The following is a 26,057-nucleotide window of genomic DNA, read 5'->3' on the forward strand; positions in this document are numbered from 1 at the left end:
CCTGCGGGCGCGCCCCGCACGCGATGCATGTCGATACCAGTCGAGAACTGAGGGGCACGCAGCCGGGCTGCCACATGCCTCCAAACCGGAGACAACGCTCATGACGAGCTACTCATTCCCCGCCGGCGCGACCTCGTCGCCGCTACCTGGCTCGTGCGCCGCGAGCGCCACTGAAGTCGACGTCGAGGCCTTCATCGATTTGCATAAATTTTCTGGCTTCCAGTGGACCATCCTGGTCCTGTGCTTCCTGATTCTCGCCGCCGACGGCTTCGACACGGCCGCGATCGGCTTTATCGCGCCCGCGCTGGTCAAGCAATGGGGCGTGAGCAAGGCCGACCTGGGCCCGGTCATGAGCGCCGCCCTGTTCGGGCTTGCCGCCGGCGCATTGCTGGCCGGCCCGCTGTCGGACAGGGTAGGGCGCAAGATCGTGCTGGTTGTTTCGATCGTGTGGTTCGGCGGCTGGAGCCTGGCATCGGCGTTCGCCGGCTCAATCGAGGCGCTGACGGTGATGCGCTTCCTGACCGGCGTGGGCCTGGGTGCCGCGATGCCCAACGCGGTCACGCTGATGTCGGAGTATTCGCCCGCCACGCGGCGCGGACTTGCCGTCAACACCATGTTCTGCGGATTCACGCTGGGCGCATCCGCGGGCGGCTTCGTCGCGGCGTGGCTGATCCCGGCGTACGGCTGGCAGTCCGTGCTGCTGGTCGGCGGCATTGCCCCACTGCTGCTGGCCGTCGCCCTCGTTGCGATGCTGCCCGAGTCGGTGCGCTTCATGGTGACGCGGGGATCCGAAGGCGCCCGCATCGCCAGGGTCCTGGCGCGTATCGCGCCGGGACGGCTGACCGGGACTGAGATATTCATCGTCAGGGAACAGGCGGAAGCCACGCAATGCTCGCCGCTGGGCCAGGTCCTTTCGCAAAAGTTCGCGCTGGCTTCGGTGATGCTATGGGTCACCTACTTCATGGGCCTGCTGGTCTTCTACCTGCTGACCAGCTGGCTGCCGACCCTGATCACGGACACCGGCGTTCCGATCCGTAGCGCTGCGGTGATCACTGCGCTGTTCCCCCTCGGCGGCTGCCTCGGCACCGTGGCGGCAGGATGGCTGATGGACCGGGCCAGCCCATATCGTGTGGTTGCGCGGGCTTACGCGGTGGCAGGGCTGCTGATCTTCGCGGTGGGCTACGGGGCCGGCCACCTGGTCCTGCTGGGCGCCCTGATCTTTGGCGCCGGCATCTGCATGAACGGGGCGCAGTCTTCCATGCCGACGCTGGCCGCAGCGCACTATCCCACCAACTGCCGCGCCACCGGCGTGTCCTGGATGCTCGGCATGGGCCGCTTCGGTGGAATCAGCGGGGCGCTGCTCGGGGCCCAGCTTGTCGGGCTGGGGTGGAGCTTCATGACGATCTTCGGGCTGCTGGCGGTGCCGGCCTTCGGCGCTTCGCTGGCGCTGCTTGCGGCGCGCGTAAGGACCGGCAACGCCCACCATGCGCCGGGCACCGTCGGCGCGGAGGTCTGAGCCGCGCCAGCGCAACCTACCGCAGTGCGCGCTAGCGAACAGCGACCCCACCATCAGGCCGAGGTTCCAGCCGCGAAAGCCGCCAGGATTGGCCAGCGCGGCTGTCAACTGATCGCCGATCATTCGGCTTGCCAGAGCTTTCGCGTTCGCAGGGGGAAGTCCCGAGGACAGCGCCAGTCTGACTTGGAACCCCCTTTCCTCACCGGGTGAATGCCGAGCGGCGCAGCTTGGACATGGCGGCAGGGCGGCTGGTAGGGGGAGGAGCGACATAGTTAGTCGCGCTGTACCGTAAGGACGGCACCCCATATTGCGCAGGACAATATCGACCTGTCGCAGCGCACCGAGGAACAGGCGTCGTCGCTGGAGCAGACCGCGGCCAGCATGGAGCAGCTCACCGTCACTGCGCAACAGAACGCCGGCAGCGCCAGGTAGGCCAGCGAGCCGGCGCGCGAAGCCTCTGGCATTGCGCTGGCCGGCGGCGAGACGGTGGGCCGCATGCAGCAGACCATGCAGCAGATCGAGGCCGATTCGCGCCGCATCGTCGACATCATCGCGGTGATCGACAGCATTGCCTTCCAGACCATCCTGGCGCTGAATGCGGAGGTGGAAGCCGCGCGCGCCGGCGAGGCCGGCCGCGGATTCGCCGTGGTGACCGAGGTGCGCGGACTGGCGCAGCGCGCGGGCAGTTCGGCCAAGGAGATCCGTGCGCTGATCTCGCAGGCCGCGGACCGGGTGGCATCCGACAACACGCTGGCACTGGATGCGGCCGCGACCATGGAGAACACCGTCAGCGCGATCCGGCGGGTCACCGCCATGATGGACGAGATCAGCCACGCTTCGCGCGAACAGACCACCGGCATCGCCCAGGTCAACCAGGCGATTGCGCAGATGGACCAGGTCACGCAGCAGAACGCCGCGCTGGTGGAACAGGCCGCCGCCGCGGCGCAGTCGCTGCAGGAGCAGGCGCAGCATATGCAGCGGGCGATGGGGGTGTTTCGGGCGGAGGTGGGAGCCAAGCCGGCGCTGCCGTACCTGGCTTACGCGGCCTACCTGGCGTTCAGCGCCGGAAGATCCAGATCACGACCGATACCACCACCGACACCAGAATGCAGGTCGTGATCGGGAAGTAGAAGCTGAAGCCGTCCCGGACGACATGGATATCGCCGGGCAGCCGCCCGAGCGGCAGCTTCGACAGCCAGGGCCAGGTAGCGGCGGCGGCGATCAGCAGGCCGCCGAGGATGAGAAGCAGGCGTTGCATGGGTGGGATCGATCAGGTTCTGCAATGTTCTTAGGCGTTGGACCGACGCGTGGGCGCAGGATTCCGCCGACGTCCATCCGTATCTCGTGGCGCCACCACGCGTTGAAGTCGTACACATAGAGGAAGCCTTCGTGTTCGCGGAGATGAAACGCGGTCAGCAGGGTTCGTTTGCCACGGTGGAGAACTGCAAGACGCCCTCATGAGCTTCGCCGTAACGCCTGCCACGAATGCTGAACGTGTGCAGATGTTCGTCCGCCCAGCCCATGACTACCTGAATGACGTTGTGCAATTGTCTGAGCGTCAAGTGCTTGGGGACGAGGACGCGGCGGGCTCAGGCCCCGCAGAGCAATTCGAAGTTGAAGGACGGAGGTCGCCGGCCCAGGATCGGATGCCAGTCGCGCATTGTAGGTGCCTTATTGGACTCTCAGCAGCAGTCCGGTCGTCAGCCCCCGCTTTGGCGCGGTCTCCATCAACGGCGGGCAGCACATGCGGTGAGTCTGATGGGCCGTTCCAGTGCCCTACACAGGCCGGAGCGCTGGACATAGTCTGCTTTGACCGGAAGGAAACAGTGCGGCCTTCCTGCAGGCAGCTAAGCGTGGTTGGTATCTCTGCCACTGTGTCGAGCCAATGACGGAGGCGTCTGAGCAACACAATAGTTAACCCTGATATTAGGGCTATCTAATTCGCCTTTAAATTGAGCGCTGTAGGACCCGCTACCACCCGCGCTACCACCCTCGGCAACGCGGGTTCTTTTTTTAGGTCGGCCCCTGTTCAGCCCTCGCGCGCCGGCGTCTTCGCTCAGTGTACTCATTGCTCTAGATCCTATGAGACAGGGGGGCCATCGACAAGCGCCCATGCTTAAAATCAGCGTGTCATGCTTGGCTCACAGGAGAGCATCATGCGTACAGATCAGGCATCCACGGGTACCGAGGAGCGGGTGTTGGCGGTGTCGCTCGAACTGGCGGCCGCGAAGTGGAAAGTCGCGTTACACGACGGGCCAGCGAACACCGCCCTGGTTCGAATGTGGGCGTAGGACATACGTAGCGTCGTCTTCCCGAGTACCCGCCGCAAAGCCTTGCAGCTATTCGCAAGAGTTCGAGGGGCCCACAGGCGATGGCGGTGGCAATCCGGCAGGCTAGTCGACGCGAACTTCTACTCAAATGAAGTGCATCATGAGACATCTCCTGTTTAGGCGGCACTCCGCGAGTGTCGCGCAAAAGCGTCGCCATGTAACGACGAACCAACGTTGAACTCAACTGTTACAAGGCGGCGCAGGGTATGCCGTTAGAATCCGCCCGACCGCGCTCTGGACCTTCTACGAGCGTCGTTGGAATGTGCTTTGGCGGCCATAGGAGCAGAGGTTGATATTGGTGGAAGCGGTATGGCGTTGATGAAGTTTGCCGGGGCCTTTCTGGCACGCCCCCCTCTTTTCATCGTAGGGGCGCTTGCAGCCGCTGTGACCCTGGCGTGCATCACTGCCATATCGCTTTACCAAATGCGCTTGGACGCGCTCGCGCGAGCCCGCGACGCTGCGGACAATCTCTCTCTGATTCTGCAGCGTGATATCGAACGCAACATCGAGGTTTACGAACTGTCGATACAGGCCGTCATTGACGGGGTCAACGACCCGGGCACGCTGCGACTGCCGTCACAGATTCGGCAGCGTGTCCTCTTCGACAGGTCAACCAACGCCCAAGATATGGGCTCGCTCTTGGTTACAAACACTGCGGGCGAGGTCGTCATTGATTCTCACTCGGTTCCACCTCGACAGCTCAACCTCAGTGACCGAGATTACTTCAGGGTTCAACAACAGTCGGCCGATACCGGCCTCTTCATCAGCAAACCATTCTCACCGCATCTAACGAAGGCGGACACGTCGATTGGACTAAGCCAACGGCTGACGGATAGCCACGGCCACTTTGCAGGCATCGTTGTCGGGACACTTCGGCTTAACTACTTCCACCGCTTGTTTGATGGGATGACGCTTGGCGACCACGGCTCCATCACGTTGCTGCGACCCGACGGAACGGTCCTAATGCGACGCCCCTACAACCAGCGGGAAATCGGTCAGAGCATTGCAGGCGTCCCATCATTCAAGCCGCTCATTCAAGCTGACAGTGGCTGTTACATTGGTACTGCGGCGTTGGATGGTGCCCAGCGCCTGTACAGTTTCAAGCATATCGGGAAATACCCGTTGATAGTCGTCGTGGGGCTCGCGACCGAGGACATCTATGCAGAGTGGAAACGGCGCGCTCGGGCCATCGGCAGCGTTGTGGCAGTGCTCGATATTCTCATCGTTGTGATGTCGGTGATGTTCGCGAAGCAATTTCGCAAGCGACTCGGCATGGAACAGCAACTCCATCTGCTCGCGAATACGGATAGCCTGACAGGTGTGGGCACGCGCCGTCTTCTGGATTCAACCGTTGAAGCTGAGTGGCGGCGTGCGAGCAGAAACAGGCAGAGCCTCTCGGTACTGATGGTAGATGCCGATAACTTCAAGAGCTTCAACGACCATTATGGGCACGCTACCGGAGACAGTGCACTAAGAGCCATCGCTCGCTGTATTGTTGAGAACATCCGTCGTCCAGGCGACTTCGTCGGGCGCTATGGTGGCGAAGAGTTTTGCGTACTGCTCCCGAATACAGAGCTGTGGGGTGCGGTGCAGGTAGCGGAGAAGGTTCGTTCTGCGGTCCTTGCAACTGGTCATGCGAACTTCGCCAGCCCAGTCGGAAGACTAAGCGTAAGCATTGGCGTCGCCTTTTTTGACGGCAATGCCATGCCTGGTGATACGCCCGACCAGCTCGTGCACCTTGCCGACCGGCGGCTTTATGAAGCAAAGGCGGCTGGTCGTAATACCGTAATGCCGCAGCAAGCGCACCCTCAATTGGCGGTAGCCTGAGGATTGATTTCGGAACTTTCCGAAAATCCCAAGCCGCCTCGCCCCGCGTCCGCTCCGTTGTCCACTCGATATGCTGCCACCGGAGCCAAGCTCGAGTACGGCTTCGTCAAAGAGGCTACGGCGAGCGCGCCGGTTTGAGCGTGGCGGACACAAATTCGGCCACTGCCTTTCTGACTTCCGTCGCTGCCTTCTCGTCGTATGCGATGGTTGCTCCCCGTTCGATGCAGGGGTCGTCGTACGAGAACGTCTGCCTGGTCTGTGTATTGAAAAGCTGCCCGCCTGCCGCCTCCTCCCATCGACAATTTCTCATAGTCTGCGCTCGTGGCATGACTACGGGTTTTTTGAACGACCGCCCATCGAAGACATGTGCGGCACCAGAATATTCAATAAGCTGGGCGTCTTTCCCCCTGGCTTTCAATCTCTCGATGTACGAGCGGCACGGCGCAATGGGATTGTAATTGTCGCTCGTGCCGTGAAACACGCGGACAGGCCCAGCAATATTCTCGTCCTCATGGTATGTAAAGCTGCGGTCAGGGTAGAGGGCGACGTATGCCGAAAAATGTGCCTCTGATGCGGCAGCATGCATGCGCTGAAACCGGACGAGGCTCGCATAGAGGGTGTTTGTACCGCCTTGCGAGAAACCTATTAGCATTACCCGCGCGGGGTCAATGCGTGGGTGCTTTGCTAGAAGGCCGAGCGCACGGTATGCATCCTCAGTTTGCGCTAGTCGACCAAGTTGCGCTAGGTCGTTGTTCATGCTCGTAATGCCACGACTCGTGAAACTATCAATGACGAAGGTAGCGACGCCCATCGCGAGAAGCTCCTCTTCCCAATCGAGGAGGTAGCCACCGACACCTCCTGAGCCATGAAGCAATATGATAAGCGGAAATCGCTCGTTGCCCGCACGTGGCAGCCGAAGTTCACCAGCCAAGGTCACTCGTTTGCCGTCATCGCGACCTGCCAGGAATTCCTGGTCTGTCAGCGTAGTGGACTCAAAGGGAATGACCTCCATTCGTGCCCCCTGAGCGTATCCATCGCGCGAGAGAACGGAGAAGAGGATGTAAAGCGCAGCCAGAACTACGTGGCGGAGACATGTGCGAGACCTTCCAAACGTCACCATGGCGGAATCCTTCTTCATCGCGTTTAGTTGGCAATCCTGATCCTGATAGCGTAGTCCATGCTCCTGCAAAGGATTTAGCCGGCGACGAGGTATTTGGAAAGACTAGTATATGGATGCGGGATTTCATGTGAAATCAAGTTTATTCACAACAGCCTTAAACGTCATAAATTGGATGATGTCGTATTTGGCAGGCGGTTTGTGCCCACTTGTCGTGCTTCTTGACAAGCGCGTGCATCGCGGATGAAACAAATCCATCGGATTGGCCAACGACGGAAAGGCTGCTCGGTAGGTTGAGGGCAGCGGCTGGAATCCCCAGCCCGAACAATTAGTTGGCCAAGCCGGCTTGCTACAAGGGGACCTTTACACCACCATGCGGAAAGACACGGGCATCCGTTCGGTTGTCAGCGATGAAACAAAGTCTCGTCCTGACCAATTCGTGGCGCTCGCCGTAGTAGCGATAGAGCTTAGATACCAGGGTCACATCCGCTTCTTTCGCAGACCAGCGTTGGCAGGCTCCATTGACGATATCCCTGTGACTGACCCAACGACGTTTCGGGTGCAGTCACCACTCTTTCATTTCTCGATTCCAACAAACAATTGGTTACTATCTGAGGGCCTGAACACTCCCGTGGGGACCGGCTCTGCAGTCAGCGACGGGTACTAGCTGATGATAAGGCCACTGCCTCCTGGCTTACACAAGATTCATGTTGAAGGCGCCTTCGTCCAAGGCGGGTCTGTTGTGTTCTCAGAGAACGTGAACTACTTCATCACCGTAGCCCATCCATAGCAGCGAATTCGGGTGTCAATGACGCCCCCTTCATGAGATGGCAGGAAATGACGCAGTTCCTGTGGCGGCATGACTCTTCGTGAGAAATTCGGGGGGCTTGATGCTGGGGACCTATGGGAGGCAGACCCTCTCTATGACCCCGCGACCACGGCAGAAGTAGGGTGGCCCGTCCAGGTCACTGCGCGGAGGTACTCATGGCTGGACTCATTCGCCAAGCAGGCGTCCCAGTGACGCTGGTTTCAATCCTCCTCCTCGCAGGGTGTGTATTTGGAACCCGACAGCGACGCTGACTTATCCTCCCGCAGCTGGTTCCAGGGAGTCATCTGTTGCTCACGCAGCCGAAAAAACGCCCCAAAGAGACGTGCAATTTTTTCTTGGTCTGCTCACTAATAAGCGTTCGGATAAGAAGACAGTGGGTACCGTTAGAAATGCGTTCCGCATGCGCACTGCCGAAGTCGTGCCGACAAATAGTGTCCCTCACTGAGTACTACAGGCCGTCAGCAAGGAGTTGAAGGATACCCCCTTGATAAATTCCGGGGTAGCGCCATGCCTTTCTCGACGATGGGCCGAGAATTCATCGGCCAACTAGTCAATGTCACCTACTTGTGTCGAAGATGAAACGCTTCCGACGTTTCCGCTGCCACCTAATGTTGCTACTTCTCCCTGAGTCCGCCCAAATCAGCGTGCGGACTTAGCTGGCATGAGCATTGCCTACCTTGCCCAGTTGGCCTGAGCCATTGCGGGCAACGGCAATCGTCATATGGATTGCGAGTTAGTTTCAACGGAGGTCAATATGAACTGCGAGGCAAAGTATCAGCGCTTCCCGCTCGCCCTGGCAATGGTCGGCATCCTCTTAAGCGCCGCAAGCCGCAAGGTGTTGGTTCCGCTCAAATGCGGAGCCATCCTTCGCGTCCTAGCTATTCTAGGGCTGTCGCTGGTCGCGACCGCCGAAGAGGCGACCGCGCAATCACATGCTTTTGTCGCCAACGCCCGTTCGAACACGGTATCGGTCATCGACCGGACCACCCATGCCGTTGTGACCACGATTGCGGTTGGGTCCTTTCCGGTTGACGTTGCAGTCACCCCGAGTGCGGCGCAGGTCTACGTCGCCAACAGCGGCACGAACACCGTGTCCATCATCGCCACGGCAAGCAATACGGTGGTTACAACAGTTGAGGTGGGGGCCGGTCCCGTGAGTACAGCCTTCACGCCAGATGGGAAACACGCGTACGTCGTCAATGCCCGCGCCAATTCCGTTTCCGTTATCGACACGGCCACGCAGACCGTCGTCGCCACCGTGCCTGTTGGCATCGTCCCGAATAAGGTTGTCATTACACCGGACGGCGCGAATGCCTATGTGACGAATGCGGGCGGCCACACGGTGTCCGTTATCGCCACAGCGACAAATGCTGTCTCGTCCACCGTGACGGTAGGGGCCAATCCTTTCGACGTTGCCACTCCAGCCCCGACGTGCTTTGACGGTATGAAGAACGGTCAGGAGACCGATGTCGATTGCGGCGGCCCGACCTGCGCACGATGCGCGACGAGCAAGATGTGCTTGGTTGGCTCTGACTGTCAAAGTGTTGTCTGTTCGCAAGGCACCTGCCAGGCCCCGTCGTGCTCTGACGGTATCAAGAACGGCCTGGAGACCGATGTCGATTGCGGCGGGCCGACCTGCACAAAGTGCGCGACGGCCAAAGTGTGCGCGCAGAACTCTGACTGCGTAAGCAACAGATGTGGAATTATGGGCAGCATTGGCACTTGCCTGCCTTGATGGTTTGTTCGGTGGAACCTGCCTCACCGTCGAGGCTGGGCCAAGAGGAGTGAGGATTCTAATTGGCAAGACAGCCCGCATGGGGTCGATGGTGCTTCTCCTCTGTTTGTACGTGGAGAACATGGGGTATGGGAGTCCGAGCGACCCATATGGGGCGCACAAACCAGACGACCTGGATGAACGGCCGCCGCGATGTGTGCGCGTATATGTCAGGAAGGGGACGACGCCGCTCTGAAGCCACCCACAACACCGTTTCGACTGGCTTCATCGCCACCGATGGTGACGGCCGTGGCACAGGAGATACTCGATACCAAAATCATCCCGCAAATCCCTGTGGGCCGCCTTGGGAAACCAGAAGAAGTGGCGGCATTGATTGCGAACCTATGCTCGGAGGACGCCGCGAGGGAGCAACGGCCGGGCGAATCAAATTGAGCTCGAGTGGGGCTCTCAGCCGGGTTGCCGATAAGCCTTATGCTACCAACGAGCGACCGCATGGCGTGCCGCCGGGCATGCAGAAAGCGCGTACTCCGAAGTTCCTCTCCAGAGCGCGTTACGAAGCGCACTCGGTGCCAGACGACCTCAACGTTGTCGCGGGACAGGGAAGTCCCTCATATTTGAAAAGTTCTGTTGATACGGTTTCCCAGAAATCTCAGGCGTCCTCGAACCCTCAACCGACTGACGATTATCCAATCCGGGCCGGTCTGGGAGGTCGGGTTTTCGCAGATTCTGCCCGCGGAGCCCGCATTCGGCTGATCCCGCCATTCCGATCGCTTCAGTGTCCGAAGGTCCGCCAGAGCAGGAACTCCTGAGCGATAAGCGAATTTCCCAAACTGGCGGACTACACCCATTGAAGCTGGTGGTGGGGAACGGCCGCAACCGGCTACTGCCGTTGCGCCATCCCCGCTGGCGATCAACCGGACAGACTGGAAGACGCGGGGTGAGCAGGATGACACGCCGTCGCGCCGACGCAGATAGGGCGCGATAACGTTGCCTTATCTCGAATAATCGGGAGGCACGCTCCGATGCTTGGAGATCTTGCGTGCTTCCAAGATCGGGGGCACCGTCATCTCGGACTTCTTGCTCCCGGTTTCGCGCTGCCGCACGTGCGGATTAAGCATTCCGGGCTGTCCGCTGATTACGCCGGCTGCCGGAAGCGTCGCCACACAATGATGAGCCAGACCGCTATTAGGTGTGCCACCGCTGCGGTTATACTTCAAGATCGACACTGCAGGAAGCTACGCGACGAAGGCTGGCCTGCAGATTTCCGCCATTATGCGCATGCTTGATCGCCTCGCTGGCGCCTATAGCGGCTGGCAGGCACCCGCTAGCCATGGGCCGTTCGCCGTGACGGATTTCACCGATCGGCAGGTGGCTCTGCGCTGGGGACATGTGGCGCGTGCCGCCAGCTACAACTTATATCGTGCTGACTCGAGCGACGGCCCGTTTGCACGGATAAACATGAACGGCCCGATCACCAGCGATGTGTACGTCGATGTCACAACGGCCGTCATGAAGACCTATTTCTACATGCTGAAGGGCATCGACAGTGCTGGCCAAGAAATGAGCGGATCGAGGGTAATGGTCAGAACGGCGCAATCGCCGCCGCCGTGCGATCCGTATTTCAGCATTGTCGCAAACGGCTCCGTCACGAAGACGGGCGCCCCAACTGTCCAGGCGTGCCCGTAGGTTCGCACCATCGCTCTCATAGCCGCCGACAGGTGACACGTGACCGCGCTCCGTGCGGCTCCGGCTTGGGGCCGATGTACACATTGATCATTGATCGCCGTGAGAGCAGGCTACAGTGCCGTCTTTGACACCCTTGCCGCCGTCGCGCTGGTGGCCTGGCGGTCTTCGCCTGGGCCATGCCTGGGACCCGCCAGGCGGGTGAAAATGCCGCAGCCGCTCACTGGGGTCGCAACTAGGGGTACTTGTGAAATGCGCGTGCTCGCCCGATCGTAGGCACAGCCACGGCGTCTCAAATGAAGGTATCGGCAATGTCTATCGATGAGCGTTGCCCCAGCGCATCGAAGTTTGTCATCAGCCAGGCATCGGCGCGCTCGCGCCCCAGCGTGAAGAGCTCACGCACAAAATGCCAGTCGACGTTGAATTTGCTCGAGACCCCTAGCCGGACCATTTCGGCTTCGGCATCGATGCTGTGAATGAACATTCGCCGGTAGCGGGCTGAATCCAACGCGCCTTCGTCAATCAGATGGGTGATGAAGGCGATCGCACGCATCTCGCGCATCAGCGATGAGTTGAAACTGAGTGTGTTGACGCGATCAAGGATGTCCCTCGCTGCGGTCGGCACCTGAGGGATGCGGATCGGGTTGATCCGGATGATCAGCACGTCATTGCTGTCAGTCTCATAGATGAGCGGATAGATGGGGGGATTACCCATGTAGCCGCCGTCCCAGTAATACTCGCCATTGATCTCCACGGCCTGGAACAGGTGCGGCAGGCAACTCGAAGCCAACACCGCCCGGATGTCGAGCTCGGGATTATGAAAAATCCGGATGCGCCCGCTAAGCACATTGGTGGCGCACAGAAACACCTTCACGCCTGCGCTGGCGCGTAAGACGTCGAAGTCGATCATCTCGCTCAGCACGTCGCGCAGCGGGTTCACGTTGCATGGATTCAGTTGATAGGGCGAGAAGAAGCGAGTGAGAGAGTCGAACATCCACCATGCCGGCGACAGATTCATATTGCCGCGGTCCGTCATTCGGTCCAAGCAGGTGGGCTGCACCGGACTGAATTGCGCCCACTCGGAGATTCTGCGCCAAAACGCTTCGAGCGTCCGGCGCGCGCCCTCGTGCCCGCCGCAGACGAGGCCGTAGGCAAGCACCGTGGCGTTCATCGCGCCGGCGCTGCAGCCGCTGATGCCGTCGATCTCGATGCGGCCATCTTCGAGCAGGCGGTCGAGAACGCCCCAACTAAACGCCCCGTGGCTGCCGCCGCCTTGCAGCGCGATATTGATGCGGCGGGTACCGGCAGGGGTGGCGGGTGAGCCCTTAGTCTTCACAGCTCCCCTCCTCGAGTGAACGCGCATCGCGGATTGGGGGGCGCTGGCTGGGCGAGCCGCCAGGCCATGTTAGTGCGGGCGCGGGCTTCGCAACGCGCATGGAACAGATCGGTGTGATAAATGCGGTGGCGCGCCAGCAACGCGCCCAGAAAGTCCCGCTCGTGAGCGTCATAGGCGACATCGTCCAGGTCGGGGCGCTCTGCCCGAAGAAGCGCGCCGGCCCGGCGAAAGCGGGCACGATCGCTACCCATATCAGCCAGATCTATGTCGACGGTATAGCAGCTATCGAGATCGGTGGGAACGACGGCATGGGTGGTGGCCAGGACCATCTCAGTGATGCGGTTGGCCTCAGCAATGCGGCCGTGCGCCCAACGCTGCAACCATTCGGCGCTTCGTAGTTCGTTGTCTGGCGCACCAGGAAGATAAATCACGTCATGGCACCACAGCGCCAGCTCCACGGCATCAGGGGCGGGGATCGCGGCGCGCGCCCAGTCCAGATCGAGGATACAGTGGCGAACGTGGCGCAAGGTATGATAGCGACGCGCCGGCTCGGCGTAATGCCGCACCAGATCGGCGCAGACAGTTTCCGCCTGAATCCCGCCGCAGCACGACCACAGCGCCTGAAAACGCGCTTGCGCCGGGGTCATGCCGCCTGCTCGCCGCGACCGGGCGCCAGGGGAGTGGGTGCTGCGCCCGATTCAGGCGAACTTCCGGCCCTCCCCACCAGGAACCAGGTATGGAGCCTGCCGGTGCCCTTGGCCGGAATGGTTCCCCGCTCTTCGAACACAAACGCATTGCCCAGCAGCCTGCGGGTGATCTCGCTCACCTGCACGCGCCCGGGCACACCCCGGGATTCCAGCCGGCTGGCGATGTTGACGGCGGCCCCCCACAAGTCATAGATGAACTTGTGCTTGCCGATGGCCCCCGCCACGACAGCGCCGCTGTTCAGGCCGATGCGCAGTTGCAACTTGAAGCCAGTGCGCGCGTCGAACCGGGCCACCGCGTCCATCATGTCCAGTGCCATGTGCGCGGCCCGCGCGGCGTGATCGGCGGTCGGCACGGGCAGTCCAGCGGCGGCCATGTAGGCGTCGCCGATGGTCTTGATCTTCTCCAGGCCGCGTTCGTCGGCGATGCTGTCGAAGTCGGTGAAAATTTCGTTCAACACGGCTACAAGGTCCTCGGGGCTCATGCCTGCGGAGAATCTGGTGAATTGCACGATGTCCGCAAACAGCACGGTGGCTTGCGGGAAACTGTCGGCGATGATCTCCGGGAGCCTGCCGGTGACGAGGTCGGCGCGCGCTTTCAGGCGCTCGGCGATCGGGGAGGGCAGCAGATTGAGCAGGAGCCGTTCGGAGACTTTCTGCTCGGCGACGACCTTGTCATACAGGGCTTGCAGTTCGTCCCGCTGGCGCCCAATCACATCCTGGCTGGCCTGGAGCGCCGCTTCGGCCTGCCTGCGTTCTATGATCTCTTGCTGAAGTTGCGTGTTTTGCGCCTCCAACTGTCTGCGCATCGCGTGCAGGCTCAGGTGCGTGTTCACACGCGCGATCACTTCCTCGATCTCGAGGGGCTTGGTGACATAGTCGACTCCGCCCGCTCCGAAGCCGCTGACCTTGTCCTCGGTGTCCGTCAGCGACGTCATGAACACGACCGGGATATCGCGGGTGCTGTCCAGTGCCTTCAGGCGCCGGCAGGTTTCGAAGCCGCTCAGTCCAGGCATCATGACGTCGAGCAGGATCAGGTCGGGCCGGACGAATTCCGCTCGTTGAAGCCCTTCCTCGCCATCCTCGGCCACGAGGACACGAAAGCCTCGGTCCTCCAGGCTCTCCACGACGACGCCCAGATTCGCGGGCGTGTCGTCTACGATGAGGATCATGCGGGCATCAGACTCGGGCGCCGCGGTCTCTGTCATGAGGCTTGCCTCCTCTCGAGATATTGCTCCACAAGGCTGAGGATCGCTTTGGACCGGTAACCCTTAGCCAGCTGGGACAGCTGATCGGCGAAGGGTCGATACCGCTCGTCGAGCTCGGTCAGGTGCGCGGCGTGCTGCACGATGGCGCGCATATTGCCCGTCTGGGCCAGCCGGTGCAGCGCCTCCATCTCTTGGGGCGGCGGTGCGACCGGGAGGGCGGCGGAAGGCTTGGCCAGGGATTCACCCGCCGCCTGGCGCGGCCCGGCGGCTTGCGCCTTGGGAAGCTCGAAAGTCCATTCCACTTTCAGGAGGTCCGCGACCTGTGTCAAGAGCCCGCTGAAGTCGATCGGTTTCGGCAGGAAGGTATTTGCCCCGGCCGCCAGGCTGTTCGCCGCATCCGTTCCGGAGGCGCTGGCGGACACCGCAATGATGGGCAGATCCCGCAACTCCGGCAGCTGGCGCAAGCGGCGCGTGGCTTCCAGCCCGTCCATCTCGGGCATAACGACGTCCATCAGGATCAGCGCCGGCCGCAGGGCTTCGGCCTTTTCCAACGCCTCTCGGCCGTTGCCTGCCTCGACCATTGCAAAGCCGAGTTGGCCGAGCATCTCGACCGCCACGGTGCGGTTCTCCGCCACGTCGTCCGCCACCAGGATAGTCTTGCGCGGCCCCGCGTAGCCGCTCACGGCCCACTCGGGCGGGACCACGGCCGCCTGCGGCTCGACGATCGGGACGTCCAACTCGAACCAGAAGGTGCTGCCCTCGCCGGGGCGACTCTCGAGATGGATCTCGCCGCCCATTAAGCGCACAAGCTGCCGGCTGATGGCCAAGCCCAGGCCCGTGCCGCCAAACCGGTGCCGCGCCTCGCCCACTTGCTCGAAAGGCCGGAAGATCGCCTCCCGATGCGCTTCGACGACGCCAATCCCGGTGTCATGCACTTCGAAGCGCAGCCGGCCAGGAGGCAAGAAAGCGACCCGCAGGCGCACGCTGCCGTGGTCGGTAAACTTGACTGCATTGGATAGGAGGTTAAGCAGCACCTGACGCAGTCGCTTCTCGTCGACCCGCACGCCCGCGGGCAGATCGGGCGCTAGCTCGCAGGCGAAGGCCAGGCCCTTTTCAACTGCTTTGACGCGAATTGCCTCGGCGATGAAGCGCAGGAATCTATCCGGCGGAATGTCTGTGAGGTTGAGCTCCATCTTTCCGGCCTCGATCTTGGCCATGTCGAGGATGTCGTTGATCAGCGTGAGCAGATGTTCGCCGCTGCGTTGAATCACCGTCAGGCCGTCGATTTGGCGCTGGTCGAGAGTCTTCTCACGCCTCAGGATTTGCGCGTAGCCCAGAATCCCGTTCAAAGGTGTGCGCAGTTCGTGGCTCATGTGGGCCAGAAAGTCACTCTTAGCCCGGCTGGCCGCTTCGGCCGCGCGCCATGCCGCCCGTTCGGCTTCCGCCTGCTTGCGTTCGGCGAGATCGAGCACGAATGCCACCCCTTGCTGCCGCCCTTCGAAAAAGGCGCCGCCAATTAGCACAGGAACGCGACTGCCGTCCTTACGCAGGAAGGCCTTCTCAAACGGCGCGAAGCGGTTCGCCTGCATCAGTTCCCCGACTGCGCGTGCATCGGCGGCGCGGTATTCAGGTGGCGTCAGATCGGTCCAGCGCAGCGTGCCTGACCGCAGCTCGTCCCGGGTACATCCGAGGATCCTCAGAAAGGCGTCGTTGGACTCAGTGATTCGGCCGTCGAGTTCCCAGAAGAACACGCCGATGATGTTGGATTCGACCAACTGCTGGATGCGCGCCTCCCGCTCGCGCAGTGCCTGCTCGGCCCTCTGCTGCGCCAGGGTGCGCTCCTCAATCCGGGCGCTCATGGCATTGATGCCCTCCTGCAGCTTGCCGAACTCGTCGTGCGTCGTGATCGGGGGGATGCGCGCCGACAGTTCGCCGCGCTCGATCCGGTTGACGCAATCGAGCGTCGTCCGCATGCGCCGCATGAGACGTCGTCCGAAGAGACTGATGACCACGGCGTTCAGACAGAGGAGAACGAAGGCGATCGCGCCGATGGCACGCAGAAAAACGCCGCGACTTGCCAGCATCTCCTGCTTGTCGATGGAAATGGCGATCACCCAGTCGAGCGGAGCGAGCGTAGTGAAGACGGCGAAGCGGGAAACGTCGCGGCTGGTATATTCGATGACACCGGTCCCCTTGCCAAACATTTGGTCGACGAAATCGGTGGCGAATCGGGTTCCCGCGCGACGCGTCGGATGGTATACGATCCTGTCATCGGGCGCCGCGACGATGAACAGCTCCGCGCTTGTCAGGCCATCCTTATGCCGGAGGTGGCTCTGAAAGTCCGCGGCCGCTTCGGCGGCGGCCCGCACGCCGGAACGAGTGAAGGATTGGCCCACGGCCTCGCGCGCATTGGTCAACTCGAGCCGCAAGACATGCTCTTCGAATTTATACAGCACGTCGTTGAGGATAAGCGTGCCGACGCCCAAGGACAGCGCGGTCGTCGCCAGAATGATCGCGACCGACAGGAAATTGAAGCGGGTCGTGAGTTTCATGAAGAGGCCCCAACCTTCGAGCCGCAGTCAAAAATGATACCGGTCGACGGTGTCTGCGTTCCAGGCCATCAAGCCCATCGCCCGCCCGCATTGGCCGAGCAGGTATTCACTAGCCAACTGCGACCACATGAGATCGCGCGAGTGCAATAGCTGGAAGGTGTTTGCCAACTGGCGGCCGTTCAGATAGCCTTGTTCTCAACAGTTTAGGTGTCGGACGCCGCACGTCAATTGACGACACATCGAAATTCCAGCATGTAATTTTGCTGGCGAGCAGAGACCGCGCCAAAACGGGGGGGCAAACGACCGGACGACCGCCGAGAGGCCAATGCGGCACCTGAACATGTACCTTGCCCAGGCGCATGACGATAATTTCAGGATCGTCAAGAGCCTCGGGGTCATCGATCCGAAAGAGTGCGTGCAGGGTGTTGAATGTTCCAATCCAAGGGATCGGGCCGCATGGAGGCCCGCGAGCCGTCAGACCGCATGCTCCGCAATTGAACGTAACGCCCCGTACTGAGAAATTTGCAGTGTTGCTGGGAGGTTATGTTGAATGGGGGAGGGCGGACGTCTGTCGGCGACCGTCGGTCACCTCAGTCGGCCGTCGACGCGCCGGCGGTCGAAACGACAGCAAAGTCGAAATGGGCGGCTGCATACAATGCATTGCACGCCCAGACTTCTTCGCCGTCCTTGTAGAAGCTGACCCACTTGCAGTCGCTAATGCAATGGGCGCCGGAAAACACCTCATCATGGCTATTGCCACCGTCCAGCGGGAAGGGCGCGTGGGGCACGGCCCAGTAGTGGTCGCTCGGTAAGGCTTCGATCGATTTCCGGGACATTCTTTTCAGAGCCGCCATGCGGTGTCACGTAACGCACGACCTCGCCGCCGCGGCGAAACGGAGTGTATCAATCCTGCAAAGGCGTTACGCCGTTGCGAGACGACCTCGTGCAGGCTCACTGCCAATCACCTCATGCTTGTACAGTAGTTTCGCCATGGCGCGGTACCTGTCCATTGCCGTTCGAGCGTTCGGCGTCGGCGCCATCATTGCGATCATCGCCGTTGTCACGCGGCAAGTCTATCTGCAGGTCGCCGCAGATGATGGCTTTGCCGGTGCTGACCAGGAACCCGCAGCTACGATGATGATGGGGTGTGAGGCGATGCACAGCCGCCTGCAAAATCGGCATAGTTCTGCCTGTCCCAAGCCAGGCCTGATCGTTTGAGCGCATCGGAGTAGCGCGTAAATCCCTCCGCAGTGCCGGCTTTGCGCCCCCAGACTCCAGCCAGGCTCGGCCCCGTCATGTGGTGCCCGGGCGCAAATGAATGGCACGCCATGCACGTGCGAGCGGCCTGTGCCCGGCGGGCAATATCACCATCCCGTCTCGCGAAATCCCGTGGTCGCTGGGCGCAATTTTGGCAGGTGGCGTGGCGGGTCCGGCGTTGTGAAACAAGAGACCGACCGCGAGATGCCCACGGTGAAAGAATGGGGACAGCCCGCCGCGCCGTTGCTTGGCTGTGAATGTGGAGACTCGCTATCACGAGGTCAAAATTCCGCGCAGCTCAGTCAGAGCTCTGCTCTCGTTATTCACAATCCCAGTCCCCCATCGACGGGCTGTATCCGGATGATTGCACAATGGGTCTACGGCGTGGAATGGGCCATAAGGATGACTTAGGGGTGTGCCTGTCGATCCCCTATCGGGTTTCCGCGGGCCGTCACGTTGGCCTGACTTGTCCAAAAAGAAGCCCTCGGCCGAGGAACTCGAGGGCTACAAATAGTTTTGGGCGGATCGCGAATCCACGGCCATGTAGCGCCGCGAATTTTGAATTGTGCCCAACACCACAAAGCTCTCGGCCATTTAAAGCGAATCGTGCGGAAGGGCACCGTGAATAGTGACACACCCCGCCTAGGCTTGTGGCGAGCCGTTGGGCGCGATGGCACCAAACCACTCCGCCCGCTCTAACGTCTGGGACGACCCTGCCATGAGGTCCGCTACGACAAGGAAGGACTCCTCGCCGCGGCCAGTCCTGACGGTGGCATCAGGGCACCAGGCTGGATATCAGCCTGCTGTGATTCATCACCAAAAAAATGCGAAACGGGGTCAAATTATGAGCGCAACTGAAGCCGTCCCTTGCGTGCTATGCGCAGCACTCGCGCGGCGTTGGCGGGACCAGCACGACCGCCCGCACGGCAGCCGCATTTACCGCTGCGCCGTCTGCGGCGGGCGCTTTGCTATCACCGGCGACGCCTTGGTTGCGCTTGAGGAGAACCGGTGGGACGCGGCAGGGCTACTGGCCGCGGTCAGGCAGTGCATTGAGGTCGGCAAGCTGCCGCGAATCGAGGAGGTCGACGGTAGCCCGCGCGTGGTAGCGGTGGACCGCTAAGCGTACTGAGTTCTACGGACTTGTACTGGCGGATGGGTCGTCTTTCATCAAGATAATCTCCAAATTGCCCAGGCAGCCAGTTGGTCTCAAAGGCCCAGGCGGTGGCCATTGGGCGGCGCCGGACCAATGATTGAGATCGTCGGAGATCGCATGGAGGTGACCAATCCCGGTAGCCCGCTGATCAATGTCGATAGAATCCTGGACACGCCCCCTCGGTCCCTGAACGAAGGCCTCGCCTCACTCATGCGTCGCTTCGGCATTTGCGAAGAGCGCGGGAGTGGCATGGATAAGGTAGTGTCGCTGACGGAGGCATATCAGTTGCCGGCGCCAGAGTTTGATCGTCTCTGACCATACCAGGGCAACCCTGTTCGCCCGCAAGGAATTGACGAAGATGGACAAGGCCGACCGCGTGCGGGCCTGCTATCTGCATGCCTGCCTCCGCTACGTCCAGCGTGACTACATGACCAACGCGACGCTTCGGGAGCGTTTCGGCATCACTGTCCAGAACAGTGCGGCGGCGTCTGGCCTGATCAAGGAAGCGGTGGAGGCAGGGATGTTGCGGCCCTACGATGAAAGCGCTGGCCGCAAATACATGAAATATGTGCCGTATTGAGCATAACTAATTTGATGACTTACTTCGCTGATCCAAGGGCGCCGGACCATCAACAACGGAAATGCTAATAAATCCAGTAGGTTAGAAGAAGCACTTCTATTTGACGGTCATTTGACATCAACCTATTGGGTGCCGTAAGCGCCTCTTTGCAGAGGGTGTAGCAGAGGTGACCGCGCCAAGGCTGCGCGCCATCATGCGCTGCTCTGCGCACCAGGTAGAACCTAACGTCGTTTCCGCGCAAGCCGCGGGTTCTGGCAGGCGCTGAAGAGGTGCAGCAGGCGGCGCAAAAAGACCCGCCGAAGCACCGGGGGATACTAGGGCGGGGCGAATTGCAGGGATGGACCAATGCCACCCTGCCCCGGGGCCATACAAGCAGAAAGGCGCTTAATATGTTGCGTATTTCCTATTACTAAATCTGATATGAATCGCGGCACAATCGAGAAATGTTCGAAACCGAACGCAGCGAGCACTTGGTGTTGGCCAAGGCAGTGTGGACTCGCCCCACCTGTGCGCCCTGTGGGCTGTTTCCCGGCTGTTACGTCAGTTCAGATTCAGGCCGAACGTACGCGAACCCAGCGCGACTTTCCAATATGACTCGCGCCGGATCACCTCCTGGCGGGATGTATTGGCCGGCAACACCTCGAGCAGTGTGAACCGCAGATCTAGCTCGCGCCCAGGTGTAGCGGCAAGCATCTGCGAAAGCAGCTTGTTGCCTCCGTGTCCTGTGGTCGCGTAGTTGCTCCAACGCTGTAGCAGCCCTTGCGTGCCCGAGGCCGAGCCCACATAGTGTTGGCCGCCGCGCTCATCCGTGATCAGATAGATTCCGAACACGCCAGTCAACCCCTGTTGCCAGGCTGCGTCACGCAGTGCAATCCGCAGCTCTGCCATAACAAGCGACACACGTGTTAGTCCCTGAAACGGCACCGCCGACTCGAGCTGCGCCGTGACGCCGTACTGACGGCTCATCCGCATGGGCAATTGACTGCTGCTGCCTGGCTCTGCCCCTTGTGCAATGTGTTCGTTGGGCAAGGTTATTCTCCGGCGTACCTGTTTGGTCTTCGCCGGTCGAAGGATACGCCGCCAGGCCACTTCTTTTCCGGTCCACTCGATTTCGAGCTTCAAATGCAGATCGGCAAGCAGATCGAGCTCACGCAATTCGTGGTAGTACCCGCCCCAGTTCTCGTCCAACGGCTCGAAGCTGCCCTCAAGTAGCCCCCGGCGAATCGCCTCGCCGGGCGACAGCACACCCTCGACACGCCAGACGCCCAGAAGCAGGGCGTGGCCGGGCCTATTGCCGTAAAACGCTACAAGCAGGCTTCCCACGGGCATCTCTCTGGGTTGCATCGCCTGATACAGATTGAGGGCGCGCGTGCCGATATATTTCACGAGGGGATACCGCTTGTCCTTGTGGCGCATCAGCGTGATCTGCTGCGCGGCTGGATCGACACCGACGGACTTTAAAAGGTCTAGTAGGTCTTCAAACATAGCACTCGACTGTAACTGCATCCCGGCGATAACAGCAAGTAAGCATCGTTCCAACACTGCAGATTCACGTCCCGCCAGGAACACGTCAGCACCGCAGAGTCGACGGCCGCATTCGGTCGAGGCCGTGTGGAAACGCTACACTGCCGTGCGCGTCTCGATGGCGGCAGATCACGCTCCGCCTTTCGTTTTCTTCGGTCGGTTCGGTGACGAAACCGTACCAGCTGCTGGAGACTCGGCAAGCAGGTGTCCCGCCCTTCTGAAAAGTCTGATGGCCATTCATCCGTATGGCTAGGCGAGTGATACGGCTAATGGCGGATGGCATTGCAAGCCGTATGCCGTAAATTCAGGTGCACGTCTACTGTCAAGGCATCGCGAGCATGGAAATACGCGGTTGGGTCTACGTGATCCTCGCCAACGCATCGACCGACGTTGTTTGGGTCGGCTGTTCGACTATGAATCCCAGACAACAGCTCGGAAAGCTCAACAATGCGGGCGATGGGCGAGTCTATCGACTCGCGTATTGCATCCTAGTCGCCGACCTGCTGTGCATCGAAGATCGATTAAGCTTTGCGCTCGCCCACGCGCGTGTAGGCAAAGAGAAGTATCGCTGTTCAGTCGGGCAAGCCGTCAGCGTCGTTCGACAGGTCGCTGCCGCCTATGGACTCACTGAAACACAAGATCAGGACGCTTTGCACATTCTGGATACGGGGCGCCATGAAGAGGTCACAGCGATAATCAAGAAACTGCGCCAAGAAATTGACGCGCTCATCGGCCAACTACCTTAGCTAAGGGCATTCATTGGTTGGGCGCGAAGTTGGGGTCATGCCACCTCAGCCGCAGGCAAAAGCTTGCAAAAATGCGTAACCAGAGAATGTTGTGACCAACAACACCTTCGGGCCAGCGGCTCTCCAGTTGGCCACCGCCAGAGCGCAAAAAATACGACCCGGATGGATCCCGGGATCGCTGACGTCGAGCCTTAGCGCCCGGCGGCGAAGTCGGCTAGGCTCAATTCAGCACATCACCTGGAGGCCGACCATGTCATCACACGCGGGCGCATTCTGTTGCTGGGGATTCTCGCGGGGCTGGTGGGAGGCTGCCTGTCCCACCAGACGCACCACTTGCTGCGGCCGGGCCCGGAGCCGCCGCGCATGCCGCATCAACCACTCCGAAGCGGTCCGCGACATCCTGCGACGCCACCTCGATGGCGCTAGTCGATCGATACCGAAGGCCCCTGCGTCGACCGCTGCAATCATCGCTTCGATGATGCTGAAACCTTCTTGCAAGTTCTTCATGACAAGGTCTCAGTTCATGTCCGACCAACCTTTCCACCGTTGTGGAGAACAATAACTCCCGTATGTACTGCGTTTCACGCTCAACTCGAACAACTCGCCGTTGCAACCCGGGCACGCGATCACGCTGATTGGACTGTGTTCGAGTAAAGCGTCTCCACCACTGCGTCCAGTACCACGCCGCTGACTCCGGTTCTCGTTCAAGGACACGGATGGTGCCATGCCACACAGAACGTGCGCATTGTCATGTGTCAATGTTTCTATAAAGAAACGGACCCGGTGAGGATTATTAAACGCCGCCGGTCGCTGGGGATAATGCTGGGGGATGCAGACCAAAATGTCATATAGCGAGGAGGCCTGTGAGTGACAATTTGAAGATGAGCTTTCTGGTCTTAGCTGCGCTGGCGGCTGTCATTTATGTCTCAGGAAAAGCATTGGGCCTGGATTTGAGCATTGCCGACATCGCGAGGCAACTCATGCAGCTAGGCACTGATCTGCTGCACCGGCTGGTGCTCTAACCAGGCCCCAGCTCGCCGGTCAAGCCGCCTGGTCGCGAATGTGACAGAACCGCTCCGATGCCAAGCCGAAAGGTAGACTCTGCTTTCCGATGCGGTCGCACATCTACAGCTCCGCCCCCCCTTTCCGCCATTTTCGATAGCACGCTTGGCAGAGGTAGTGGCCTACTGCGTATCGGGAGGTGCTTCTTCAAACCTGTGCTGCGCTCGAACGCGGCGCCGCGCAACATCGTCACAGAGCGGCTGCGCAGCTATCGGGATAGCGAAGGCAGATATTCCCGAACTCGTCGACAATCAACAACGTGTTCGTGCATGCTCTGTATTCTTTTTTGGATAGTCAATCGCCATCTTTTTGGACCACGCGTATGCGATTGATCATTCTTGTGGAGAGGAAACACTCGGGTCACTTGCCCCAGCCAAGCCGGCGCCCGCCCTCGGCCCTCCCAGCTTTTTCGGCATTGGATTCAATACGTTTGGCGTCTACGGGGTTCATCCGCCAATGTGCAGGGCTGGAAAACGAATACTTTGCGGACCGACTTGGGAGGCCTGCGCGACTAAGGTGGCGAGGATCATTGAACAGATTTCGGTGTCCGAGGTTCCTTTTCCACGGGGGGCGGAAGCGGCACCGGTGGGCCAGCCCCGACGGGCCCTCGGCGCCACATCTTCCGGCGAAAGGCCATTCTAAGTCCGACCGCTTGAAATCCCACTATAGGGGTGCTCTCTAAATCGCCGCGCGAGCTTGTGCAAGCGCTCGTCGTCCTCTGGTGTCTTTCGATCTGCCGTGAGCCTCGACCATGCTAAGTAGAGGCCATAGGCGACCCAAGCGTCTCTGATATTGTTGCAGCGATTGTCTTCTGACTGACTGAGGATAAGCCGCATCGTTTTCTCGGTCGTTGCTGTCATTTCCTCGTAGGACCACTTCCGAGGACTCGAACTCGGATCCGTCGATAGTGTTAAATCGACCATAACAACCGCAGTGTGAAGGGATCTATTGAGCATAAACCAATTGCGTCGGCATTTTATTCAGTGTTGCTCATGAAAGCGAACCAACTCCAGCCGCTGATGTGGGATGCCCGCGGCGGCACTGGTCAGCTGAAAGCTCCCGCTGCTGGAAAGCGGTCTTTCCGGCAGCCTGTTACACGGCAGGCCAGAAGCCACCTTCCAGCCAATAACGAAATACAGGTCAGGAATGCCAGAATGCGCGGTCGGCGTTGTCTTGTGTTGCAGTGTCCGAGCGATGGCGGGGATGCAACTGCTATGTCTTGTGCCAGCGCGTCCCATAGTGCAAGGTCGGTCGGCGCTCTCTCCCCGCGCGGCTTCCGGTCACCCATGACTCCCCCCGGCTTCATCTGTGTGATCTTTACGACGAGCGTAGTGCACCAAGACGCGTGAGCCCATCATGCAAACAGGCTAATGCAGCCGCACATGACTGATTCAGGATTGAATCGCCTTGACCATTTTCCATTTGGTTAAAAGTCAGACCCCGGGGCAAGTTGAACACTGCACAGGATCAGCAGAAGAGAAACGTCTGTGCGCTCGCCAAGCGCCGCGCACAGCGAAGCCATTTTGTGTAGGTGGTTTGTTCAGGGCGCTTTGAGGCTGGTGGCATCCTGGCCTTCCTCGCCAACAAACTTGAGCATGAACCCTAGATTCCCATTCGCCTCCCTATAGACCACCAGCGGCGCGGCAGGCCCCGGCAACCCCATGCGCACCCAGTTGTGACCGCCATGCAGCGGCATCTGGTTTGGATGGTCGAAGTGGTTGTCGGCGATAAATCGGTTCCGTAAGGCGCGATTTGCCGCTTGACTACTGATTGATTCGGACTCGACGCGTTTCCCGTCGTGCTCGCGGCTGGTCATTCTCACCGGCACGTCGCCCCGATCGATGGGCACAGGTACGCGTCGGGTGGCGCTGCGGCACAGCCAGCAGCTGCTGCTCGCATCCAATTCGGAGCTCGAGCGACTGTCCAACTCTGACGGTCTTACCGGACTTTCCAACCGACGCTACTTCGACGAATGTCTAAGAGCTGAGTGGAAGCGCGCGCGGCAAGAGCAAGGGCTCCCGGCCCTCGTGGTTGAGCGGCGGCCTGGGGAGGTCGCATACGTCCCTTTAACAAGGGCCACATCACCTGCCATGCCCCTCCAGTACGTACTTGCTGAATTTTCAAGGGCACTCGCGCGCGCGACCGACGCACACGACGAATACCCAAGCTGCCGCTGTTGAGGCAAATGCGACAGCCGTTCGAGAGCGGCGAGAAGGCGGTCGGGCGCGCCGCTGCAAAAAACATTGATTCGAGACTGGATGTTCGAGCCAACCCCCTTTACCGCCGGAGCTACCGCAGTCGGCCCCCAACCTAATAAGGTTGCGATGACGCGCGCAGCCGGTCAAATCGTGCACTGGACGGTTGTCTTCCTCACCAAGTCCTGCGAAGTCGCACAGGCAACAGCTCGCAACGTCAAATGGTCGGTTTAAGGTCTGCCAATCGCCCGGTCGGATTGCCGACGCCTAAGGTCTGCGCCACGGGTGTTGTGATGACACCAAAAACGGGCTGTCGGGTGGACCTGGGTCAACGCTTCTCCGCGTCGAAGGCGTTCTGCCAGACATCTGGGTCGGGCGGGTAGACTGCGTCAAAGTGCTGGCGCAGCACATCAATCTCCTGCAAGATGTCGAACGAAAAGCCTTGGCGGCCGAAACGATCGTCGAACTGCAAGCTGTTCAAGTAGTGGCGACAACCGATCACATCAAACCATTTGGCGGCAATGGTATTGATAATGCGTGGAAACCTACGCCCGAGCTCGACTGGCCGGACATGGGCGGGCAACTCCATCATCCACCGCGTGGCCTCGTCGCGAAGCGCGCTATCATCCTCGGTGTGGCTTTTGCGTTGGAACGCTGGATCGTGAGTCATAGGGGAACCTCCAGTCGCCAGCAGGATAGGCAA

Annotated in this window: 21 protein-coding genes and 4 pseudogenes; 13 read left to right on the forward strand and 12 right to left on the reverse strand. The window is 60.4% G+C overall.

What is annotated here, in order from left to right:
• Positions 1-100: 100 nt before the first annotated feature.
• The gene (locus tag ACZ5MJ_RS34480; RefSeq protein ID WP_464227316.1) at positions 101-1,516 is read left to right on the forward strand and encodes an MFS transporter; all 1,416 of its coding nucleotides are present in this window, start codon (positions 101-103) and stop codon (positions 1,514-1,516) included.
• A gap of 297 nt (positions 1,517-1,813) precedes the next feature.
• A pseudogene (locus ACZ5MJ_RS34485) lies at positions 1,814-2,530 on the forward strand (methyl-accepting chemotaxis protein); the annotation flags it as partial.
• A 43-nt stretch (positions 2,531-2,573) separates the two neighbouring features.
• Here ACZ5MJ_RS34485 and ACZ5MJ_RS34490 read toward each other — a convergent pair.
• The gene (locus tag ACZ5MJ_RS34490) at positions 2,574-2,774 is read right to left on the reverse strand and encodes a DUF2905 domain-containing protein (RefSeq protein WP_464227317.1); all 201 of its coding nucleotides are present in this window, start codon (positions 2,772-2,774) and stop codon (positions 2,574-2,576) included.
• Positions 2,775-2,928: 154 nt separating this feature from the next.
• Positions 2,929-3,078: an IS1096 element passenger TnpR family protein gene (locus ACZ5MJ_RS34495; protein ID WP_464227318.1), complete on the reverse strand. Its 150-nt coding sequence runs from the start codon at positions 3,076-3,078 to the stop codon at positions 2,929-2,931.
• 594 nt (positions 3,079-3,672) lie between these two features.
• Between ACZ5MJ_RS34495 and ACZ5MJ_RS34500 the strand changes: the two genes are divergently transcribed.
• Both ACZ5MJ_RS34500 and ACZ5MJ_RS34505 read left to right on the forward strand, forming a co-directional pair.
• Positions 3,673-3,807 carry a hypothetical protein gene (locus ACZ5MJ_RS34500; protein WP_464227545.1) on the forward strand — a complete coding sequence of 45 codons (135 nt, stop codon included), beginning with the start codon at positions 3,673-3,675 and terminating at the stop codon, positions 3,805-3,807.
• Between the two features lie 348 nt (positions 3,808-4,155).
• Positions 4,156-5,673, forward strand: coding sequence for a sensor domain-containing diguanylate cyclase (locus ACZ5MJ_RS34505; RefSeq protein ID WP_464227319.1), 1,518 nt, complete (start codon positions 4,156-4,158; stop codon positions 5,671-5,673).
• Positions 5,674-5,788: 115 nt separating this feature from the next.
• On the opposite strand, the gene ACZ5MJ_RS34510 is transcribed toward ACZ5MJ_RS34505, so the two are convergent.
• Complete coding sequence (locus ACZ5MJ_RS34510; protein WP_464227320.1) at positions 5,789-6,811, reverse strand: dienelactone hydrolase family protein; 1,023 nt, start codon at positions 6,809-6,811, stop codon at positions 5,789-5,791.
• Positions 6,812-8,373: 1,562 nt separating this feature from the next.
• Here ACZ5MJ_RS34510 and ACZ5MJ_RS34515 point away from each other — a divergent pair.
• The 3 genes and pseudogenes from ACZ5MJ_RS34515 to ACZ5MJ_RS34525 all read left to right on the forward strand — a co-directional run bounded on the left by ACZ5MJ_RS34515 (position 8,374) and on the right by ACZ5MJ_RS34525 (position 11,040).
• Positions 8,374-9,354 carry a YncE family protein gene (locus tag ACZ5MJ_RS34515; protein WP_464227322.1) on the forward strand — a complete coding sequence of 327 codons (981 nt, stop codon included), beginning with the start codon at positions 8,374-8,376 and terminating at the stop codon, positions 9,352-9,354.
• A gap of 227 nt (positions 9,355-9,581) precedes the next feature.
• Positions 9,582-9,786 (forward strand): annotated as a pseudogene (locus ACZ5MJ_RS34520) (SDR family oxidoreductase); the annotation flags it as partial.
• A gap of 759 nt (positions 9,787-10,545) precedes the next feature.
• A complete protein-coding gene (locus tag ACZ5MJ_RS34525; RefSeq protein WP_464227323.1) occupies positions 10,546-11,040 on the forward strand; it encodes a hypothetical protein in 495 nt (164 codons plus the stop codon).
• 289 nt (positions 11,041-11,329) lie between these two features.
• On the opposite strand, the gene ACZ5MJ_RS34530 is transcribed toward ACZ5MJ_RS34525, so the two are convergent.
• The 5 genes from ACZ5MJ_RS34530 to ACZ5MJ_RS34550 form a co-directional block, all read right to left on the reverse strand.
• A complete protein-coding gene (locus ACZ5MJ_RS34530; RefSeq protein WP_464227324.1) occupies positions 11,330-12,373 on the reverse strand; it encodes a patatin-like phospholipase family protein in 1,044 nt (347 codons plus the stop codon).
• Complete coding sequence (locus tag ACZ5MJ_RS34535) at positions 12,370-13,020, reverse strand: HD domain-containing protein (RefSeq protein WP_464227325.1); 651 nt, start codon at positions 13,018-13,020, stop codon at positions 12,370-12,372. Before ACZ5MJ_RS34535 ends, ACZ5MJ_RS34530 begins: the two co-directional genes overlap by 4 nt.
• Positions 13,017-14,285 (reverse strand): adenylate/guanylate cyclase domain-containing protein, encoded by a 1,269-nt coding sequence (locus ACZ5MJ_RS34540; protein ID WP_464227326.1) that lies wholly within the window; start codon positions 14,283-14,285, stop codon positions 13,017-13,019. The genes ACZ5MJ_RS34535 and ACZ5MJ_RS34540 overlap by 4 nt, the downstream gene beginning before the upstream one ends.
• On the reverse strand, positions 14,282-16,837 hold the full coding sequence (locus ACZ5MJ_RS34545; protein WP_464227328.1) for an ATP-binding protein: 2,556 nt from the start codon (positions 16,835-16,837) through the stop codon (positions 14,282-14,284). Before ACZ5MJ_RS34545 ends, ACZ5MJ_RS34540 begins: the two co-directional genes overlap by 4 nt.
• Positions 16,838-17,427: 590 nt before the next feature.
• Positions 17,428-17,691 (reverse strand): hypothetical protein, encoded by a 264-nt coding sequence (locus ACZ5MJ_RS34550; protein ID WP_464227329.1) that lies wholly within the window; start codon positions 17,689-17,691, stop codon positions 17,428-17,430.
• 136 nt (positions 17,692-17,827) lie between these two features.
• On the opposite strand from ACZ5MJ_RS34550, the gene ACZ5MJ_RS34555 reads away from it, so the two are divergent.
• The 3 genes and pseudogenes from ACZ5MJ_RS34555 to ACZ5MJ_RS34565 all read left to right on the forward strand — a co-directional run.
• Positions 17,828-18,055 carry a hypothetical protein gene (locus ACZ5MJ_RS34555; protein ID WP_464227330.1) on the forward strand — a complete coding sequence of 76 codons (228 nt, stop codon included), beginning with the start codon at positions 17,828-17,830 and terminating at the stop codon, positions 18,053-18,055.
• A gap of 883 nt (positions 18,056-18,938) precedes the next feature.
• Complete coding sequence (locus ACZ5MJ_RS34560) at positions 18,939-19,214, forward strand: hypothetical protein (RefSeq protein WP_464227331.1); 276 nt, start codon at positions 18,939-18,941, stop codon at positions 19,212-19,214.
• A 108-nt stretch (positions 19,215-19,322) separates the two neighbouring features.
• Positions 19,323-19,827, forward strand: a pseudogene (locus ACZ5MJ_RS34565) (ATP-binding protein); the annotation flags it as partial.
• A 540-nt stretch (positions 19,828-20,367) separates the two neighbouring features.
• On the opposite strand, the gene ACZ5MJ_RS34570 reads toward ACZ5MJ_RS34565, so the two are convergent.
• Positions 20,368-21,312, reverse strand: coding sequence for a GIY-YIG nuclease family protein (locus ACZ5MJ_RS34570; protein WP_464227332.1), 945 nt, complete (start codon positions 21,310-21,312; stop codon positions 20,368-20,370).
• A 377-nt stretch (positions 21,313-21,689) separates the two neighbouring features.
• Here ACZ5MJ_RS34570 and ACZ5MJ_RS34575 point away from each other — a divergent pair, with 377 nt between their 5' ends.
• Positions 21,690-22,097: a hypothetical protein gene (locus ACZ5MJ_RS34575; RefSeq protein ID WP_464227333.1), complete on the forward strand. Its 408-nt coding sequence runs from the start codon at positions 21,690-21,692 to the stop codon at positions 22,095-22,097.
• Positions 22,098-22,322: 225 nt separating this feature from the next.
• Here ACZ5MJ_RS34575 and ACZ5MJ_RS34580 read toward each other — a convergent pair whose 3' ends face one another.
• Complete coding sequence (locus ACZ5MJ_RS34580; RefSeq protein WP_464227334.1) at positions 22,323-22,604, reverse strand: hypothetical protein; 282 nt, start codon at positions 22,602-22,604, stop codon at positions 22,323-22,325.
• Positions 22,605-22,960: 356 nt separating this feature from the next.
• On the opposite strand from ACZ5MJ_RS34580, the gene ACZ5MJ_RS34585 reads away from it, so the two are divergent.
• Positions 22,961-23,119: a hypothetical protein gene (locus ACZ5MJ_RS34585; protein WP_464227335.1), complete on the forward strand. Its 159-nt coding sequence runs from the start codon at positions 22,961-22,963 to the stop codon at positions 23,117-23,119.
• 1,580 nt (positions 23,120-24,699) lie between these two features.
• Here the strand turns inward: ACZ5MJ_RS34585 and ACZ5MJ_RS34590 are convergent.
• A complete protein-coding gene (locus tag ACZ5MJ_RS34590; protein WP_464227336.1) occupies positions 24,700-24,975 on the reverse strand; it encodes a hypothetical protein in 276 nt (91 codons plus the stop codon).
• A gap of 49 nt (positions 24,976-25,024) precedes the next feature.
• Between ACZ5MJ_RS34590 and ACZ5MJ_RS34595 the strand changes: the two are divergent.
• Positions 25,025-25,192 (forward strand): annotated as a pseudogene (locus tag ACZ5MJ_RS34595) (diguanylate cyclase domain-containing protein); the annotation flags it as partial.
• A 490-nt stretch (positions 25,193-25,682) separates the two neighbouring features.
• Here ACZ5MJ_RS34595 and ACZ5MJ_RS34600 read toward each other — a convergent pair.
• Positions 25,683-26,024: a hypothetical protein gene (locus ACZ5MJ_RS34600; protein WP_464227338.1), complete on the reverse strand. Its 342-nt coding sequence runs from the start codon at positions 26,022-26,024 to the stop codon at positions 25,683-25,685.
• Positions 26,025-26,057 lie beyond the last annotated feature (33 nt).

The organism is Cupriavidus sp. LA-1, assembly GCF_055385985.1.